The organism is Coprococcus eutactus, assembly GCF_025149915.1.
Lineage (GTDB): Bacteria > Bacillota > Clostridia > Lachnospirales > Lachnospiraceae > Coprococcus > Coprococcus eutactus.
In genome coordinates this window covers 1,758,409-1,773,688 of the sequence record NZ_CP102278.1, presented here as the reverse complement: position 1 = coordinate 1,773,688, position 15,280 = coordinate 1,758,409, and the positions used below count along the sequence as shown (strand labels likewise).

Here is a 15,280-nt window from a genome sequence, read left to right as displayed (position 1 = left end):
TAGCAAGGATATATTTTATAGCTTCAAATCACAGGAGGTGGTCGTATGTTTGGAAACGAAAGCAAGACACAGGCAGAGATTCTGAAAATGAAACCATATGCGGAGTTTCTTCGACAGTTTAATACATTAAAGGATGTTGGTGGGGAAACGGTACATATTCGTATTGCATCCGATAATATTGCTTGGAACGAATATAAGGTAATTGGTGGATTTGAATTAAATCGGACTTATACAAGATGGTATGACCTGAGATTTGTTTTCAGAACTGTGTTGGATAAGAAGGATGATTTACAGCAAGAGAAGTTCTTCGTATACCATGAGCTCCTTACGGAATTCGATGAGGAATTTCGAGATTGCTTGACGGACATGGCAGAAGATATTAGGAAGAAACAGGGCTGCATGTTTATATCTTCGCTCGCAAAATCCTGTGAGGTTGAGGCAGCAGTGAAAGCAAAAAACAGATTCTCTTTATCGTATGAGGTGGGATGCGAAAAAGAGAATGCGCGTGAAATCTGCTTGCAGTTGATTAGTCATGACGTGGCTATATTTGCAAGGAGTTTCTGATACAAAGACTTATCGAAATTTACAAGGGAGATGAACATCATGTCAATGAGTAATGAAACAACAAATGATGTAAACGATTCAAATACCGTGTCGGAGGACAAATCGCCGTTTACAAGTACAGCATTAGGTTACATCGTCGAGCATATCTTACTTGCGGCGGTGCTTGGATATGATCTGCTACATTTCCTGCCAAAGTTCATTCGGATAGCAGCCTTTGATGAGTCGGTGGTTTGTCTTGCAGTCTGCCTGCTGATTAGTTGTGCAGTCGGGATTCTGATTACATGGCGTGACAGGAAGTGGCAATATATCTGTGTGAATGTACTTGCCGGACTTGGAGCTTATGTCGCTTGGACATTTATGGATTATCTGTCATCAGACAGATTCCGATTGATACTGACGATAGCGGTGTGTGTAGCGATTGTTGGTATGGGTTTGGCTGTATTTAGACGGAAGAAAAATGAATCAAGCAATGGAGATTTAAAGGTAGATGGAAGAGGTAATGTTCCGGGATTGCAGATCGCTTGGCTGGGAGCCTACCTGGCGGCTGTTACAGCTTGCATTTTTATGCCAATCTCTGTGAAGTGTATGGATGACGCGGAGATCAAGAGCACATATTATGAAAAAGTCGGCTATGATGCTGTAGCCGATGATGCCTATGAGCCAACATATGTATATGGAGATGAGTATTCTCTGGATAATAATATCGAAACCATCAAGAATATTGATGACAGCATTTGGTCGACGATTTCCGATGCGGAGAAGGAGGCAACTTTACAGGCTGTAGCTTACGCCTATGCAAATGATCAGGGACTTGGCAGTAAGATGCAATTTGTATTCAGCGATGATTCTTACGAGGATGAGTATGGGAAGTATGAATATAATGCGGATCAATCCACGGTGTATATCAGCACAGAATGTCTGTCTGATTCTGAAACAGCTTGCCAGGCGGTGATTCATCAGGTGTATCACATTTATCAGCAGGAACTTTGTGATATCTATATAACACTTACAGACACGCAACGCGCTTTTTGGAAGTTTGATAATTGCGCTGCATATATACGTTATCTGAATGGAGATCCTCTTCTTGGCTATGAAAATGATGATGACAAGAGAAGTTTTGAATTTCTTGCAGAATTAACAGGTGAAACGGAAACGCGATATTATAGAAATTACGTGTATAATTATCTGAATCCAGACCAGGAAGACTAGGGGGGTGATGACGTATGAGATTATTAGATGTAGACGGAGAATATGGCTGTATTGCCAGCTGGGTCACTCCCGAGATATCAGAAGGTGGTAGAAAGGTAGTGCTACACAATGAATTCCTGGGTAAAGAGAGGGAACTGAATCAGGATGAGGCACGTCTCCTGTTTAGTATGACCGGAAACAACGATCCGATTGTGGACAGATGTTCTTCTGATATCTGCAACAGCTTGTGGAAAGAATCATATATCGAGAAAGAGGACATAAGAGAACATGAAATATTGGAGTTTGCCGCTACGATTCAGGAGAGCATAGATAAAGAAAAGGGTGTGACAGGTCACGTAAAGACAGAGGTGGACGAGACCGGAGAATATGTAACGGAGCTCGTATGTGAGGAGGCTCTTACAGAAGCAAAAAAGGCTTATAAAGAGCAGTGGAGAACATACAGTAAGTCGGCTCATCCGATGTTATGGACAGTCGTGTTATCCCTGTTGGGTGTAATGTTATTTTCCTTTGGAGCAACCTTGTTGCCTCGGGCGTTGATTTCGGCTGCTGCAAATGACATGGAATGGGAACTTGGTGGATTTTTACTTATGATGTTATGTACTGTGGTTGTATTCCTCTTAGAAGGGTTTCCGAGGGATTTGTGTCATGGTGCTGTCGGCAGGTTGTTCGGAGCCCGTGTCATTTATAAGGGATTTTTAAATGGTTCGTTGCTGCATGGCGATTGGTACCTGATAGATGACTCTGTGGTTATCGGGAAATATTATGCAATCCGAAGGATGCACATCAGGCTGGCCGGCGCATATTGTGACTTCTTGATTGCTTCGATTTTGTCAGGAGTGTTGCTTCACACGGAAAATACAATTCTCTATTGGATTGTCAGCGGAATGTTGTTTGGCATTCTTATAAGGTGCGCGGTACATTTCTTTCCGTCATTTTTACATGAGGATTGTATCCAAGTGTTAGATGCAATGATGCATGCAAATCACATTTCCTATGGACTGAGTTATTTTGGCCGACTGTTTCGTGACAGTGATACAAGGCATGAACTTCTGGCTCAAAGGGGAATCCATGCAGTCGGCGCTTTGCTTGTGTGTACATTGATAGTATTTCTCCAGATTATAGGGCATATAGGATTTTGGAGCTTGATCATATTTTATGTCGGATTGATGGGGTGATGATTATGGTGTTTGATATAATTAAGTTATTAATATTGGGTGTAAACAGTGGGTATTTCCTTTATACGGGAGCTGCTCAACGGGATCTGATCGATGGCGGAATTGGAGTATTGCTGTTTTTTGTTATGATTGGAATGGTTGGCTTTACATCCGGGCATGAAAGCCTGTGGTCATTTTTGTTTGCTTTTATTGTGATAATTCCGTGTAATATCAAGGTTACAGAGTTGTTACTGTTCGATATGATGTACAAAAGGTATCCGGATAGCTTTAATATGCTTTATGTAACGGACTATCCGTTTAAAACATTTGGTGTGGCATTTTCAAGATTGCCGGTATGGAGCAAAGTCTTTACGGTAAATATGGGTGTATTTATTTGTGTTATTATACTTATGGCGGAGTTATATGCGACAGGCTTGATCGTTCGAACAATCTGGTCTGATCAAAAAAGAGACACTTTTCGCTTATTTGTACCGGCAGAGAAAGCTGAACAGGAAGATGACGTTACTATGCGGGTGACTTGGTCAAGAAAAAATATGTATTATTATGCTCCTGAATCAGAGATGGACGATGAAGTAGAGGAATTCGATTGGAGAGAACTTGCGCTTGAGGTTGATAAACCGGTAGGAATAGTCCGTTATAAGAAACGTTCAAAGAATTCAACAATTACGAACCGGTGACATTTGAGGAGCTACTTGAGAATAATAATCGGTGGTATGAGCGTGGAGGCACTTGCGATGAGGGAGGTGACGCGAATTATGAGCATCGTTGAATATTGGGATTTGTTTAATCGGAATCGAGTCTGGGTAAGAAATCACCACAAGCGTGGAGACAGGATTTCTGACGGATTGTATCATATCGTCGTTCACTCATGGGTCATGGATTACTATGGTAACTTCCTGATCTCGCAGAGGCAGAAAGGGCGGACGGATGAGCTGATGTGGGAGAGGACAGGTGGCTCTGTTCTTGAGGGTGAGTCTTCGATCGAAGGTGCAAAGCGTGAAGTCGGGGAAGAATTAGGAATAGATCTTGCGGAAATACAACCAGTTTTGATAAAATCAGAGAGAAGAGATAAGTATAGTGATTTCTTTGATGCCTGGTTATTTGTGGTAGACAGAGAAAAAACTATCTGTAAGATTGACAATGTTGAAGTTCGGGACTTTAAGTGGGTGGATTTGACTGAATTGAAACGTATGGATAATGATGGGCTGCTTGTCAGCAGTTCGCTATATTATGAAGAGGTATATGAGCTTTATTCTTCTTTGAAAAAGCAGGGATTTCATGTTGAAGGGAGCAATGATGTATGAGTATGAGGACGTTTGTCATATCGGATATTCATGGTGATTCCAAGAATTTTCACAAGTTACTTGCAGACGTTTCTTTTGACGCAAATGCCGACAAGCTGTATGTCAATGGCGATGTGCTTGATCGTGGAAAGTGTTCACTGAAGCTCTTGTATGAGATTAAGCAGATGTCGGAAGAGCATCCGGGACACGTATTTCTCACCATGGGCAATCATGAGCTGTTCTGCCTTCAGTATATTCGCAGAGAATTATCGGATTTTACATGGCGGGCATTTGGTAGCACGGACACGGTGGAGGAGGTCAACCGCCTCAATCCATCTGAAACGGAAGCTCTTGCTGAGTATATACAGAGCCTGCCGTTATATCTCACGATTGACGGCGCGAAGGAGGGCAGGGATGGACAGCTGCTCATGACACATTCCGGCTTTCAGGCAGATTATATTGTCAGAGAACCGGACGGCAGCATCAATGTAGTCAAGACAATCGAGAGTAGTGCACGTTCGGATTTGTTCAAGCATTTGGTATCAAACGATATTCACTACATACCCACTGCAGATCGGAAAGCATTTGATCGGACGGTGTTGGTCGGGCACGTTCCCGTGATGCGTCTGAATTATGACGGCTCATATAAAATTCGCCGGGACCGAAACCTGATCAGTATAGATTCCGGGGCGGGACACAGAGAAAGTGGCGGACGGCTGTCACTGTACGAGGTCGAGACCGGTGCGGAATATTATAGGTAAAGAATGAGATTATAAAAGAAAGCAATCTTTAGGTGGATTGCTTCTTCTTATTGTACTGGTCATACATCAGGATTGAACACACATAAATGACAAGTTTTTCCTGATTGATAATGTTAGTGTAAGTGTTAGAAATGCGATTGCACGTGAAATTGTAAGCAATATTCTTGTACATCGTGAGTTTAGTACGGCATTTCCGGCGAAACTTGTGGTTGAACCGGACAAGATATATACAGAGAATTGGAACAGGGCGCAACGAGTAGGACGGATAGAACCTCAAAATTTCACACCGTATCCCAAAAATCCGGTGTTGTCAAATTTCTTTGTTAATATTGGCTATGCAGATTCATTAGGTTCAGGAGTTCGTAATTTGTATAAGTATACAAAAATATATTCGGGCGGTGAACCTGATTTTGAAGAGGGAGATGTGTTTAAACTGACAGTTCCACTTAAAGAACGCAATGAAAGTGAACATGTTGATGATAATGGCACCAAAACTTGCACTAAAGTTGGCACCAATGACACTAAAGTTGGCACCAATGGCACTAAAGTTGGCACCAAAGCTGGCACCAATGACACCAAAACCGGAACGGATGTACACGAAGAGGATATTGAGGCAAAGATTGTTGAGTTGATTCGTGAAAATAAAAAAATAACGCAGAAAGAAATGCAGGAACAAACCGGAACTTCACTTAGATCAATTAAACGTTATATATCAAAATTGCAGAGTGATGGTGTTATAAAAAGAGTTGGCTCAAGTCGGAGCGGATATTGGGAAATAAACGAGTAATTTTAAAACCATGGTGCAGAGCAGGACGATTATACTGCTGCATACTTTTGTAAAAAAATATACATATCAAAAAGGAGAAATCAATAGCCGATACTTGATTATATTATGTACTGATGATATTGTGGTCTATGGAAATTAAACATAGGAAGAATATATAATGAATGAAAGAGATGTAGAAATTAGTAAAAGAGAAGCTAAGAAGAAGGAACGTAGGTCGAGAAAGGACAAGCTTGCAATAGAGAAGAGAATACTTCGTCTGTCGTTTCTGGGAAGCGTTCTGTTTATACTTGCGGAGGGCGTGATGGCATGGTATACCCATTCACATTCACTTTGGACGGACTGCCTGTTCGACTCTGCAGATCTGGTCATGATAGGACCATTCATGGTGCTGGTTCCGCTTCTGTATAAACCGGTGACGGAGAAACATCCATATGGCTATGCTCAGGTGGAATCGCTTTTCCTCCTTGTGAAGTACAGTGTATTACTTGCACTCACATGTAATCTCATGGTTGAGAATATAAAGCTGTTGTTTCATGGGGGACATGATGTAGATGCGGGGAGCATAGCGGTATTTGAATTTCTTGTATGTGTATGCTGTGCGGTTATGTATGCGATACTTGGCCATTACAGTAAGAAATATGAGTCTACAACTATCAAAGCGGAGCTGTATATGTGGAAGCTTGACGTAATAAGCAGTATGGGAGTTGCTATAGCATTTGCGGTACAGATTGCTCTTTTGCATACAAGTCTGCGTTTTATGACCCCTTATATTGATCCGGCTGTAGCGGTGGTTATGGCACTTCTTCTCATAAAAGAGCCGGTGTGCGAGATATTTCAGAGTATCAAGAATCTTATTCTTTTTGCTCCGGAGGAAGAGACGCTTAGTCAGATACGAGCCATAGTGGATCAGCATATGAAGGATTACCCATATGAGGTCACTTTTCTGGATGTCATCCAGACCGGGCGGAAGCTGTGGGTTGAGGTATATATAGGAAATCAGACGGATGTGATACATATAAGTATCATTCATAAGGTGAGAGACGAGATAAAACAGGAGCTAAGGGATAAGTATGATCAGGTGTATATAGAGGTCATACCAGATTGATAGTAAAGCTGTAATACAAAATACAAATGATCAAGGGGATGCAAGGATATTGTTACATTATGAAGTTTTTGAAAGCTCATGTGATACCGATAGATATATAGTTCTGCTTCATGGATTTGGAGGAAACAACAGGGTATGGAAGAATCAGATTCCCTTGCTTCAAAAGAAGTTTAATGTTCTGGCGATAACTTTGCCAAGCCATGGAGACAGTGAACTGAAATTGTCCAAGATGGGAAGTACGCTGGATGTTGTCGTGGGTGAGATCACGCAGGTGCTTGATGAGCGGGGGATACAGCGAGCTGTTTTTATGGGCGTATCACTTGGAACTATATTTATCAAATATATGGAGATGAGATGCGGAAGTTACATAGATAAAGCAATACTTGTGGGTGCGCTTGGCACGGTTGGAAAACCACTCAGGCGTGCTGTCAATGTCTTTGCTAAGATAGGTGACAAACTTCCATTTCCTGTCGTCTACAGAATAATGGCAAAGTTATTTATGCCATGGAAAGTCAGCAAGACAAGCAGGAAGGTGTTCTGCAAATGTGCCAAGGCATTAAACAGTCAGGAATTTAAGGCATATATGAATATTTTTATTGAGCATTTTTCACTTTGTGACGAGTTCGTGAGCAGATTACACGAGGAGAATATATATATTTCCGGGCGTGGTGATCTGTGTTTTATAAATGGAATCGTGGAGGAAGCTGATCTGACAGATGCGGAGCTGGTAATAATAGAGCATTGCGGTCACGTGTGCAACATAGATCAGAGCAGACAATTCAATGATATTATTTCTGAATTGCTTGACCTTGAATGAATTAAAAGTGGAATATGATACAACAAGGATATACTATCTTAAAATGCTGATAAATAAGGATAAGGAGACTGTGATATGGCAACGATGGACACGTATACGGGGAACAAAATAGATCCGATGAATATGACAGCTTCAGACATATCAATACAGGATATTGCGCATGCGTTAAGCCTCACGTGCCGCGGTGGAGGGCATGTGTCCTATTTCTTTTCTGTGGCACAGCACTCCATCAACTGTATGAATGAGGCGAAGGCAAGGGGATGGTCAGAGCGGTTACAGCTTGCCTGTCTGCTTCACGATGCCAGCGAGGCGTATATATCAGACATAATCAGACCGGTAAAAGCACATTTGTCCAATTATCTTGAGATAGAGAGTATGATTATGGATGTAATACTGGAGCATTTTGGATTATCTGATCTGAGCGAAGAAGAGAATGCTATGTGGAAACAGATAGATGATGATATGATGAACTTCGAACTTAAGAATCTGATGAAAGGCGAGGCGCATAGGAATACGGACAACCTTAGTTCAGTCCCTGCTGTGGCAGAAAGATCATGGCGAGAAGTGGAAGATGAATTTGAGGCTGAATGTAAGAAACTTATAGAGAAAATGTCAGATCAGACCGGCAAGTAGTCGATAGTGAATAGTTATTTTTAATTACAAAAATGTATGATAATACCTCCCAGGCGGATGATGGAAATATAACAATCTGCCCGGGAGGTATTTGTTTTGACAATTATGATCAGATGTTGTCAAAGTATCCGACATAGTTGACCTTGTATGGTCCATCTGGGAAAAGGTATTCATACAGATCTATGAAATAGTCATCAGTCATGCTGGCGATGAAGTCTACTACGATTTCGTTTGGATCCTGACTGAGATAATTGTCGATGAATTCTTTTTTACCAAAATAATTGCTATACCGGTTTGCATCTTTTATGTAGTTGACATGGTGTTTATACAGTATGGAATTAGTGTCTTTGCTCTTAGCCTGTCTCAGTAATTCTTCGTATATACAATAGAACATTGGCTTTATGTTGTCATTATACATTGTGTTGAGACTGTCATTGTTATATATGTTCTGGTAATTCTCAGTCTTGGCTTTGGAGAAGGTCTCATATACATCCGGATCCATGCTTATATAAGGTTTCCCATAGCTGTTTTCTATGATATTGACAGTCATATTGTGAATTATCTGGGCGTTGGAGGATCCAAGGCTGCCTGCAGAGAAAGAATCATCATTTGAAATGAGACCGATCTTTATTGCATCCTGCCTGTCTTTTCCGAGGTAGGCTATGATATCGCTGATTCTCATGATACAGCCTTCAAGTGTACCTGGAATCTGTTTTTTATTTGCAGAAGGATCTGTGTAGCAGTCCTCCACCGACCTGTCAAATTCTCCCCATGGATCGTCTGCGTTAAATGTCTTAGGTGTATAGCATTGCTGTTCCATTTCGCCGTTGTGGCATATAACACCATCAAGCACTTGGAGGCTGATATTTCGGAATATAAGTTTGTCAAGTACTCTGGCGCTGTGGATGTTATGGTTGAAGAGCCTTCCGGTATGCTCGTTGTAGATCTCATTCAGATAACGCTCTCCGGCATGACCAAATGGAGTATGTCCGATGTCATGTCCAAGGGAGATTGCCTCTATGAGATCAAGATTGAGTCCAAGAGTCATTCCGATAGTCCTTGCAATTCTGGATACAAGCTGGACGTGAAGTGCACGTCTTGATATGTCATCGTTCTTGTAGCATGAGATAACTTGTGTCTTATCAGAATAGCGATTGTAATAGTTGTTGTGAAGTATCTTTTCCACATCCATGACAAATGCAGGTCTCCACAGATGTGGGGCATCATGGTCTGGCTGACGTCTTATAATGTCAGAGTCCTTGCATGCATATGGGTTTATCTTGCCGTGTTCACGGTCGCCTAAGATCTGTTCATAAACTTCTTTTGATAAAGAATGGTATTTTGAATTTTTATTTACACTCATTAAAAATCTCCTGTTCAGTAAAATGTGATAGTCAATATATGCAGCTGGCTTAGATCAATATATGTCAGAATGCATATAGATTATTATAAATATTCTTGAGACCATAAGTCAAATGTGTTGAAAGTTATTTATTACTAAATCAGTATATTTGAGGACCATATGACAGTGATTATGGATTATATTTTATCATAAACTTTAAGAATACTATATTTGGTGAGACTATTCAACCTTGGGGAAACAATTCATTATGTGCCTGGGAAGCTTCGGGCATGTCGTTTTCTTGCCCGTTTTTGTGCATGGGGTAAAATCGGTTATCTTATGTTCTACATTTTATTTGTCTATGGGGTAGAAATTAACCTTATGTTCCAGCTTAAGTTTTGTGCAGGGGTAACAAATTTTTTTATCCCTGAAAATGCCCACAAATGGCTGAAAATCAGCGTTTGGCTGAAAATGCAGAAGTTGCTTGAGATGCGTTGAAAACGGCAGAAACACTAGCTATAATGCGTTGCAAGCAGATCTGTTAAATGTCAAAAATTTGGAGGTTGATTGTGAAGAAATATATAGATATCCAGGTGGTAAGGGAAAGAGAAACAGTGCTCGATGACATCACACTCCCGGTAAACACAGGGGCATTTCAGGTTGGAGATATCATCAGTATCACGGAAAAAATGGATGGGGCCAATGCAAGTATACGGTATGACGAAAAAGAGGATGTTCTCAGAGCGTTCAGCCGCAATAATGAGCTGAGTAAGGACCAGAACTTAAGAGGTTTCTGGGAATACGTTCAGAAAATGGACAAGGAACCATTTGCAAGGTATCCACATTACATATTTTTCGGAGAGTGGCTTGTGAAACATACGGTGATATATGAAAAAGATAACTATGACAAATTTTATCTGTTCAGCATATTCGATGGAGATGCTGATCAGTGGCTGCCTCAGGACTCTGTGAAATCTATTGCAGATGAATGTGACATTCCATATGTACATGAACTCTATTATGGGAAATTTATAAGCTGGGATCACTGTAAACAGTTTGCAAATGATCCCGCCTATGGAAAAAAGCAGGAGGGAATTGTCATAAAGAACCAGACGGCTCTTTTGGAGGGACGTGAGCCACATGTTTTGAAGTATGTAAATCCGGAATTTTATGAGATAAAGGTGGATAACCGCAGGCAAAATATGAGGAAAAGGGATGATTCACAGAGAAAAGCAGACATGGATGAGGCAGAAAGATATGTCCGAACGATCGTCACAGAGGCCAGGGTGCGGAAAATAGTAAATAAGCTTGTGGATGAAGGAATAATGCCCGAAAAAATCGAGAGGAAGGATTTGCAGATTATTTATAAGAATCTTCCAAAGAGAATTTATGAAGACTGTCTGAAAGAGGAGCCCGAAATCATTCAGAAGGCTGGAAACTATGCCGGAAAGATGTGTATGAAGGTTGGAATAGAGATATTCAGAAAAGAATGGGAGCTTTGATACACGGCTATAAGCGTAAAGAGGAACACTTAGATTTTTAAACTACGGGTTTATAGTCAATCAGCCGGATGTGATATAAACTAGGCTATATTAGTAAATGAATATACGGAAGATTTGAAAGATATGAACGACTTGAAATATATGAAAGATTTAAAAGATATGAAAGAAAGGAAGTGGCAGTGTGGCAAGACTTCGAGATGATATAGGTACCAGAATGAAGGATTTTTATGAGCAGATACCGAAGACAAAGCTTATGAGACGTTGTCCGGTTGCGATACGAATAGATGGCAAGGCATTTCATACATATACAAGAAATTTTAAGAGGCCGTTTGATTCGGTTTTTATGAGAGCTATGCAGGAGACCATGAAATACCTGTGTGAGAATATCCAGGGATGTGTGCTTGGATATACCCAGTCGGATGAGATCACGCTCATACTTGTGGATTATGAAAAGATCAACTCCTCGGCGTGGTTTGACTACGAGGTACAGAAGCTTTGCTCCGTATCCGCCTCCATGGCCACGATGAGGTTCAATCAAGTATTTGCCAGACTGGGGCGATGTTTGATTCAAGATGCTTCAATATACCGAAGGAAGAGGTGACGAATCTCATATATTGGAGGCAGCTCGACGCATCCCGCAATTCGATACAGATGGTTGGGCATGCCAATTTCTCACAGAAGCAGATGCATGGCAAGTCCACCAGTGATATACAGGATATGCTGATGCTTGAGAAGAATATAAACTGGAATGACTTTTCGGTGACATGCAAGAGGGGAAGCTGTTGCATCAGGGGACAGGCAGATGAAGTCCCGTCATGTACAGGAGACAGCAGCAACGAAAATTCCAGAGGATGGATGATAGACAATGATATACCGATATTCAAGGGCGAGGAAAGAGAGTATGTTGACCATCTTATATATATTGGAGAGCAGTAAAAACAGAGAGTATTGGAATAGCAGGTTAAAAAACTAACAGGATAATAGAGTAATGTAATAGCATAATATCAAAGGGGTGTAAAAAATATGGATCGCAGAGAGATGAACAGAAGTATATTTCAGGATACAGAGCGCATGTGCAAGACGGATGCTGAGCTTTCAGCTGTCACAAAGATATCGGTGGCAAATCAGCGCTTTATAGCAGAGGCGGAGGTTATACCAACGCCTGAACTGAATATTTACAAGAAGGCAAATGTGGTTGTCTCAAAGAAGAGAACCTATGAGGCGGCAAAGGCCTATAAAGGAAATCACGTAGCAGTGCATAACTTTGCATCAGCGACAAATCCAGGCGGCGGAGTTGTAAATGGTGCGGGGGCGCAGGAGGAATGTCTCTGCAGATGTTCCAATCTGTATTTCTGTCTGAACACCCCTGATATGTGGGGGATGTTCTACACACCGCACAGAGCGGCACATGATCCGATACATAACGATGACATCATATACACTCCGGATATCGTTGTGTTTAAGACTGATACAGATCGTCCGGAACTAATGGAGCGTGATGACTGGTATATAGTTGACGTGATCACATGTGCGGCGCCAAATCTCAGGGAAACCCCCAGCAATAGATATAATTCCGGAGATGGAACGAGAGCGGTGAAACCCCGCAATAGAGAACTTCAGGTCATCCATGAGAAAAGACTCAGAAGAATACTTGACAGCGCGGTTATGAATCATGCAGACACAGTAATACTCGGGGCGTTTGGTTGCGGAGCATTCTGTAACGAACCGCAGGTCGTGGCAACTGCTGCGGCAAATGTGGTGAGGGATTATATGTACGCATTTAAGAATATCGAGTTTGCTGTGTATTGCAGACCAAGCGACGATTCCAATTACAGAGTGTTTAATAGCGTATTAAGTTCATTGTAAAAAACAAACTGGTACGAGAGAAGACTTGAGTATGCAAAGGCGAACATAAGTCTGCCGGATGAGCCGGATTACAAGGCAATTAAATAAAGGAGTGATTTTGAAATGATTTATATTACAGGCGACTGTCACGGGAGGTTTGGGAGATTTATGTCAGGAGGATTTTCCTGCTGCCCGGATCTAACTGAAAATGATACAGTGATCGTATGCGGGGATCTTGGTTTGCTCTGGGCAAAAGGAGAGTCCTTTGAACAGGACTGTGAATTCTTCGCAAAGCAGTCATTTACACTTCTATGGGTTCAGGGAAATCATGAGAATTACAATATGATAGATGAATACCCGGTGGAGAAGTGGCATGGTGGCAAAGTGCGGCATATAGTCCGTGATAAGGTGATACTTCTTGAGCGCGGACAGGTATTCGATATAGAGGGAAAAAGATATTTTACGTTCGGAGGAGCACAGAGCCACGATATAAGCGGTGGCGTGCTTGATAAGGATGATCCTTTGTTCGAGCATAAATATAATTTGGCAATGGGGAGTGGCAGACCGTTCAGAATATTGAACACATCATGGTGGAAACAGGAGCTTCCGACAGATACAGAGATAGAGGAAGCAAGGGTAAATCTTGAGAGCTGTGATTACAAGGTCGACTATGTCATAACCCATTGCGCATCAAACACTATACAGCTGAAGCTTGAAGATATAAAGAGGATGCAGGGACGCCTGCATGAATTGTACGCTCAGAATATACTGACGGATTTCTTTGAGGAACTTGAAGGAAAACTTGAATATTCCATGTGGTACTTCGGACATTATCACGAGGATATGTACGTGGATACGAAGCACAGACTTATATATTATGATATGGTGCCTGTGGTATGGAATTAGTTCGTTAGAGATAGCAAATATCGTAATGAACAGATCATATTTGAAGAGCCAGATGTTAAAAATCACCTGAAATAAAAGGGGATAACATATAAATGTAATTATTAAAATAAGGAGGATACGAATATTATGGAGAAAATGATAGTGACAAGAGCTCTGGATGAGAGAGACCTTCTGATAAAGAAGATCAATGATGCCATAGACAGAGCCAGTTTTGTGACAGTGAAAAAGACATCAGATGATATCGTTATCGGTGGTAAGAAGAGCGTGCAGGAGTTTGATGACGAGGCGAGGGCGGATCTTCAGAGTATAAGGGATCTCATAAGCAGATACAACAGGCTTGATGCAGCGATCCTGCTTGCAAATGCCACTACGGATATAGAGGTGGCAGGGGTGACCATGACGAGGGCAGCGGCAATCAATCTCAGAAAGACTTTACTTGGAAGAAGTTTCTCAAATACTAACTTTGATGACGCTCTTATCAGAAAGATAAATAACGATTTCACCAAGGCCAAGATGGCTATCAATAAGTCACAGGAGAATGCCGACAGACAGAAGGAGGCCATGAGTACAGCGCTTGCTTCAAGTGATAAGAAGGTTCTCAGTGACGACAGTCTGAAAAGTATATCTGCCTACTGCGATAATCTTGTATACAGCATGGTGGATCCAATTGACGCTGAAAAGGTTGTTGGAGACTTACAGGGCAGACAGGATGAGCTTAAAGCTAATCTTGAGAGTGCTATAAGAATATCGAATGCGACCACATATGTAGAGTTCTGATATTTCAGAACGGACAGGCAAATTCTTCATAAGTATTGCTTACAGTACGAATAGCTTCTATTCAGTCCGCAGCACACGGCGATAAGTGTGTACTTAAGCGTTTATACCCAAGTGGTTTAAGGGAATGGCTAAACAGTCATAGGGCAAAAAATATTTGCCGCGAGGGTTCGACTCCCTCTAATCGCGCCAAAATTATCTTGTTGGTCAAATGGTAAGACAATGCTCTGCAACAGCATGAATACAGGTTCGATCCCTGTACAAGAACCCAAATGGTATTCTTCTTTAAGGAAGGCGGGCTTGAACTGTTAATAGTCACCGGTTAATAGATAATGGGTATTGGTTAACTTATAAGAGTGTTGAATAGATATCAGATATATAATAATTGTTCTTTAGGCATCAGAATGTGATGCTGAAATCCATGAGAATGGTTAATGGAGGTGCTGACTGATCAGCCCGAAGCTGCCCACATGGCTGTACTGTAAGCAATATTTATAATTTTGTCTATATTTTCAAAAGAGTTATACAAATTTTAGAAATAATTAATTGAATAAATCCTCCTTGTGATATAAGGTTA

General features: G+C 41.3%; 17 protein-coding genes, 1 tRNA gene and 1 pseudogene. 18 read left to right on the top strand and 1 reads right to left on the bottom strand.

The genetic code is table 11. The features are described from left to right. The first annotated feature begins 45 nt into the window (after positions 1-45). The 10 genes from NQ536_RS07645 to NQ536_RS07600 all read left to right on the top strand — a co-directional run bounded on the left by NQ536_RS07645 (position 46) and on the right by NQ536_RS07600 (position 8,334). A complete protein-coding gene (locus NQ536_RS07645) occupies positions 46-564 on the top strand; it encodes a hypothetical protein (protein ID WP_004854058.1) in 519 nt (172 codons plus the stop codon). Positions 565-603: 39 nt separating this feature from the next. Continuing rightward, complete coding sequence (locus tag NQ536_RS07640) at positions 604-1,773, top strand: hypothetical protein (RefSeq protein ID WP_118484219.1); 1,170 nt, start codon at positions 604-606, stop codon at positions 1,771-1,773. Positions 1,774-1,787: 14 nt separating this feature from the next. Further along, positions 1,788-2,948: a hypothetical protein gene (locus NQ536_RS07635; protein ID WP_004854062.1), complete on the top strand. Its 1,161-nt coding sequence runs from the start codon at positions 1,788-1,790 to the stop codon at positions 2,946-2,948. Then, complete coding sequence (locus NQ536_RS07630) at positions 2,909-3,625, top strand: hypothetical protein (protein WP_252199603.1); 717 nt, start codon at positions 2,909-2,911, stop codon at positions 3,623-3,625. The genes NQ536_RS07635 and NQ536_RS07630 overlap by 40 nt, the downstream gene beginning before the upstream one ends. Positions 3,626-3,640: 15 nt before the next feature. Continuing rightward, the gene (locus NQ536_RS07625) at positions 3,641-4,252 is read left to right on the top strand and encodes an NUDIX hydrolase (protein ID WP_081445881.1); all 612 of its coding nucleotides are present in this window, start codon (positions 3,641-3,643) and stop codon (positions 4,250-4,252) included. Further along, positions 4,249-4,992 (top strand): metallophosphoesterase, encoded by a 744-nt coding sequence (locus NQ536_RS07620; RefSeq protein WP_004854069.1) that lies wholly within the window; start codon positions 4,249-4,251, stop codon positions 4,990-4,992. The genes NQ536_RS07625 and NQ536_RS07620 overlap by 4 nt, the downstream gene beginning before the upstream one ends. A gap of 205 nt (positions 4,993-5,197) precedes the next feature. Next, complete coding sequence (locus NQ536_RS07615) at positions 5,198-5,779, top strand: winged helix-turn-helix transcriptional regulator (protein ID WP_004854070.1); 582 nt, start codon at positions 5,198-5,200, stop codon at positions 5,777-5,779. Positions 5,780-5,936: 157 nt separating this feature from the next. Next, on the top strand, positions 5,937-6,884 hold the full coding sequence (locus tag NQ536_RS07610) for a cation diffusion facilitator family transporter (protein ID WP_004854073.1): 948 nt from the start codon (positions 5,937-5,939) through the stop codon (positions 6,882-6,884). Positions 6,885-6,933: 49 nt separating this feature from the next. Beyond that, a complete protein-coding gene (locus NQ536_RS07605) occupies positions 6,934-7,701 on the top strand; it encodes an alpha/beta fold hydrolase (protein WP_004854074.1) in 768 nt (255 codons plus the stop codon). Positions 7,702-7,776: 75 nt separating this feature from the next. Beyond that, the gene (locus NQ536_RS07600) at positions 7,777-8,334 is read left to right on the top strand and encodes an HD domain-containing protein (protein ID WP_004854079.1); all 558 of its coding nucleotides are present in this window, start codon (positions 7,777-7,779) and stop codon (positions 8,332-8,334) included. 109 nt (positions 8,335-8,443) lie between these two features. Here NQ536_RS07600 and NQ536_RS07595 read toward each other — a convergent pair whose 3' ends face one another. Continuing rightward, positions 8,444-9,697: a deoxyguanosinetriphosphate triphosphohydrolase family protein gene (locus tag NQ536_RS07595; protein WP_004854084.1), complete on the bottom strand. Its 1,254-nt coding sequence runs from the start codon at positions 9,695-9,697 to the stop codon at positions 8,444-8,446. Positions 9,698-10,245: 548 nt separating this feature from the next. On the opposite strand from NQ536_RS07595, the gene NQ536_RS07590 reads away from it, so the two are divergent. The 8 genes and pseudogenes from NQ536_RS07590 (at position 10,246) to NQ536_RS07555 (ending at position 14,974) form a co-directional block, all read left to right on the top strand. Then, the gene (locus NQ536_RS07590) at positions 10,246-11,178 is read left to right on the top strand and encodes an RNA ligase family protein (RefSeq protein WP_155803906.1); all 933 of its coding nucleotides are present in this window, start codon (positions 10,246-10,248) and stop codon (positions 11,176-11,178) included. A gap of 181 nt (positions 11,179-11,359) precedes the next feature. Beyond that, entirely contained in the window at positions 11,360-11,779 is a 420-nt protein-coding gene (locus NQ536_RS07585; RefSeq protein ID WP_044998412.1) for a tRNA(His) guanylyltransferase Thg1 family protein, read from the top strand. Beyond that, a complete protein-coding gene (locus tag NQ536_RS07580; protein ID WP_044998413.1) occupies positions 11,737-12,114 on the top strand; it encodes a hypothetical protein in 378 nt (125 codons plus the stop codon). Before NQ536_RS07585 ends, NQ536_RS07580 begins: the two co-directional genes overlap by 43 nt. A gap of 87 nt (positions 12,115-12,201) precedes the next feature. Further along, positions 12,202-13,044 (top strand): TIGR02452 family protein, encoded by an 843-nt coding sequence (locus NQ536_RS07575; protein WP_004854097.1) that lies wholly within the window; start codon positions 12,202-12,204, stop codon positions 13,042-13,044. 147 nt (positions 13,045-13,191) lie between these two features. Then, positions 13,192-13,929, top strand: coding sequence for a metallophosphoesterase (locus tag NQ536_RS07570; protein ID WP_233419719.1), 738 nt, complete (start codon positions 13,192-13,194; stop codon positions 13,927-13,929). Positions 13,930-14,055: 126 nt separating this feature from the next. After that, the gene (locus NQ536_RS07565; protein WP_004854102.1) at positions 14,056-14,706 is read left to right on the top strand and encodes a hypothetical protein; all 651 of its coding nucleotides are present in this window, start codon (positions 14,056-14,058) and stop codon (positions 14,704-14,706) included. A gap of 97 nt (positions 14,707-14,803) precedes the next feature. Next, a pseudogene (locus NQ536_RS07560) lies at positions 14,804-14,895 on the top strand. 5 nt (positions 14,896-14,900) lie between these two features. Then, positions 14,901-14,974: transfer RNA gene (locus NQ536_RS07555), tRNA-Cys, on the top strand. Positions 14,975-15,280: the final 306 nt, after the last annotated feature.

What these genes read in the sequence shown, in the direction of transcription:
- NQ536_RS07565 (WP_004854102.1), top strand. Translation starts at nt 14,056, where the DNA reads ATGGAGAAAATGATAGTGACAAGAGCTCTGGATGAGAGAGACCTTCTG.
- NQ536_RS07645 (WP_004854058.1), top strand. Translation starts at nt 46, where the DNA reads ATGTTTGGAAACGAAAGCAAGACACAGGCAGAGATTCTGAAAATGAAA.
- NQ536_RS07635 (WP_004854062.1), top strand. Translation starts at nt 1,788, where the DNA reads ATGAGATTATTAGATGTAGACGGAGAATATGGCTGTATTGCCAGCTGG.
- NQ536_RS07610 (WP_004854073.1), top strand. Translation starts at nt 5,937, where the DNA reads ATGAATGAAAGAGATGTAGAAATTAGTAAAAGAGAAGCTAAGAAGAAG.
- NQ536_RS07570 (WP_233419719.1), top strand. Translation starts at nt 13,192, where the DNA reads ATGTCAGGAGGATTTTCCTGCTGCCCGGATCTAACTGAAAATGATACA.
- NQ536_RS07600 (WP_004854079.1), top strand. Translation starts at nt 7,777, where the DNA reads ATGGCAACGATGGACACGTATACGGGGAACAAAATAGATCCGATGAAT.
- NQ536_RS07580 (WP_044998413.1), top strand. Translation starts at nt 11,737, where the DNA reads ATGTTTGATTCAAGATGCTTCAATATACCGAAGGAAGAGGTGACGAAT.
- NQ536_RS07575 (WP_004854097.1), top strand. Translation starts at nt 12,202, where the DNA reads ATGGATCGCAGAGAGATGAACAGAAGTATATTTCAGGATACAGAGCGC.
- NQ536_RS07620 (WP_004854069.1), top strand. Translation starts at nt 4,249, where the DNA reads ATGAGTATGAGGACGTTTGTCATATCGGATATTCATGGTGATTCCAAG.
- NQ536_RS07640 (WP_118484219.1), top strand. Translation starts at nt 604, where the DNA reads ATGTCAATGAGTAATGAAACAACAAATGATGTAAACGATTCAAATACC.
- NQ536_RS07595 (WP_004854084.1), bottom strand. Translation starts at nt 9,697, where the DNA reads ATGAGTGTAAATAAAAATTCAAAATACCATTCTTTATCAAAAGAAGTT.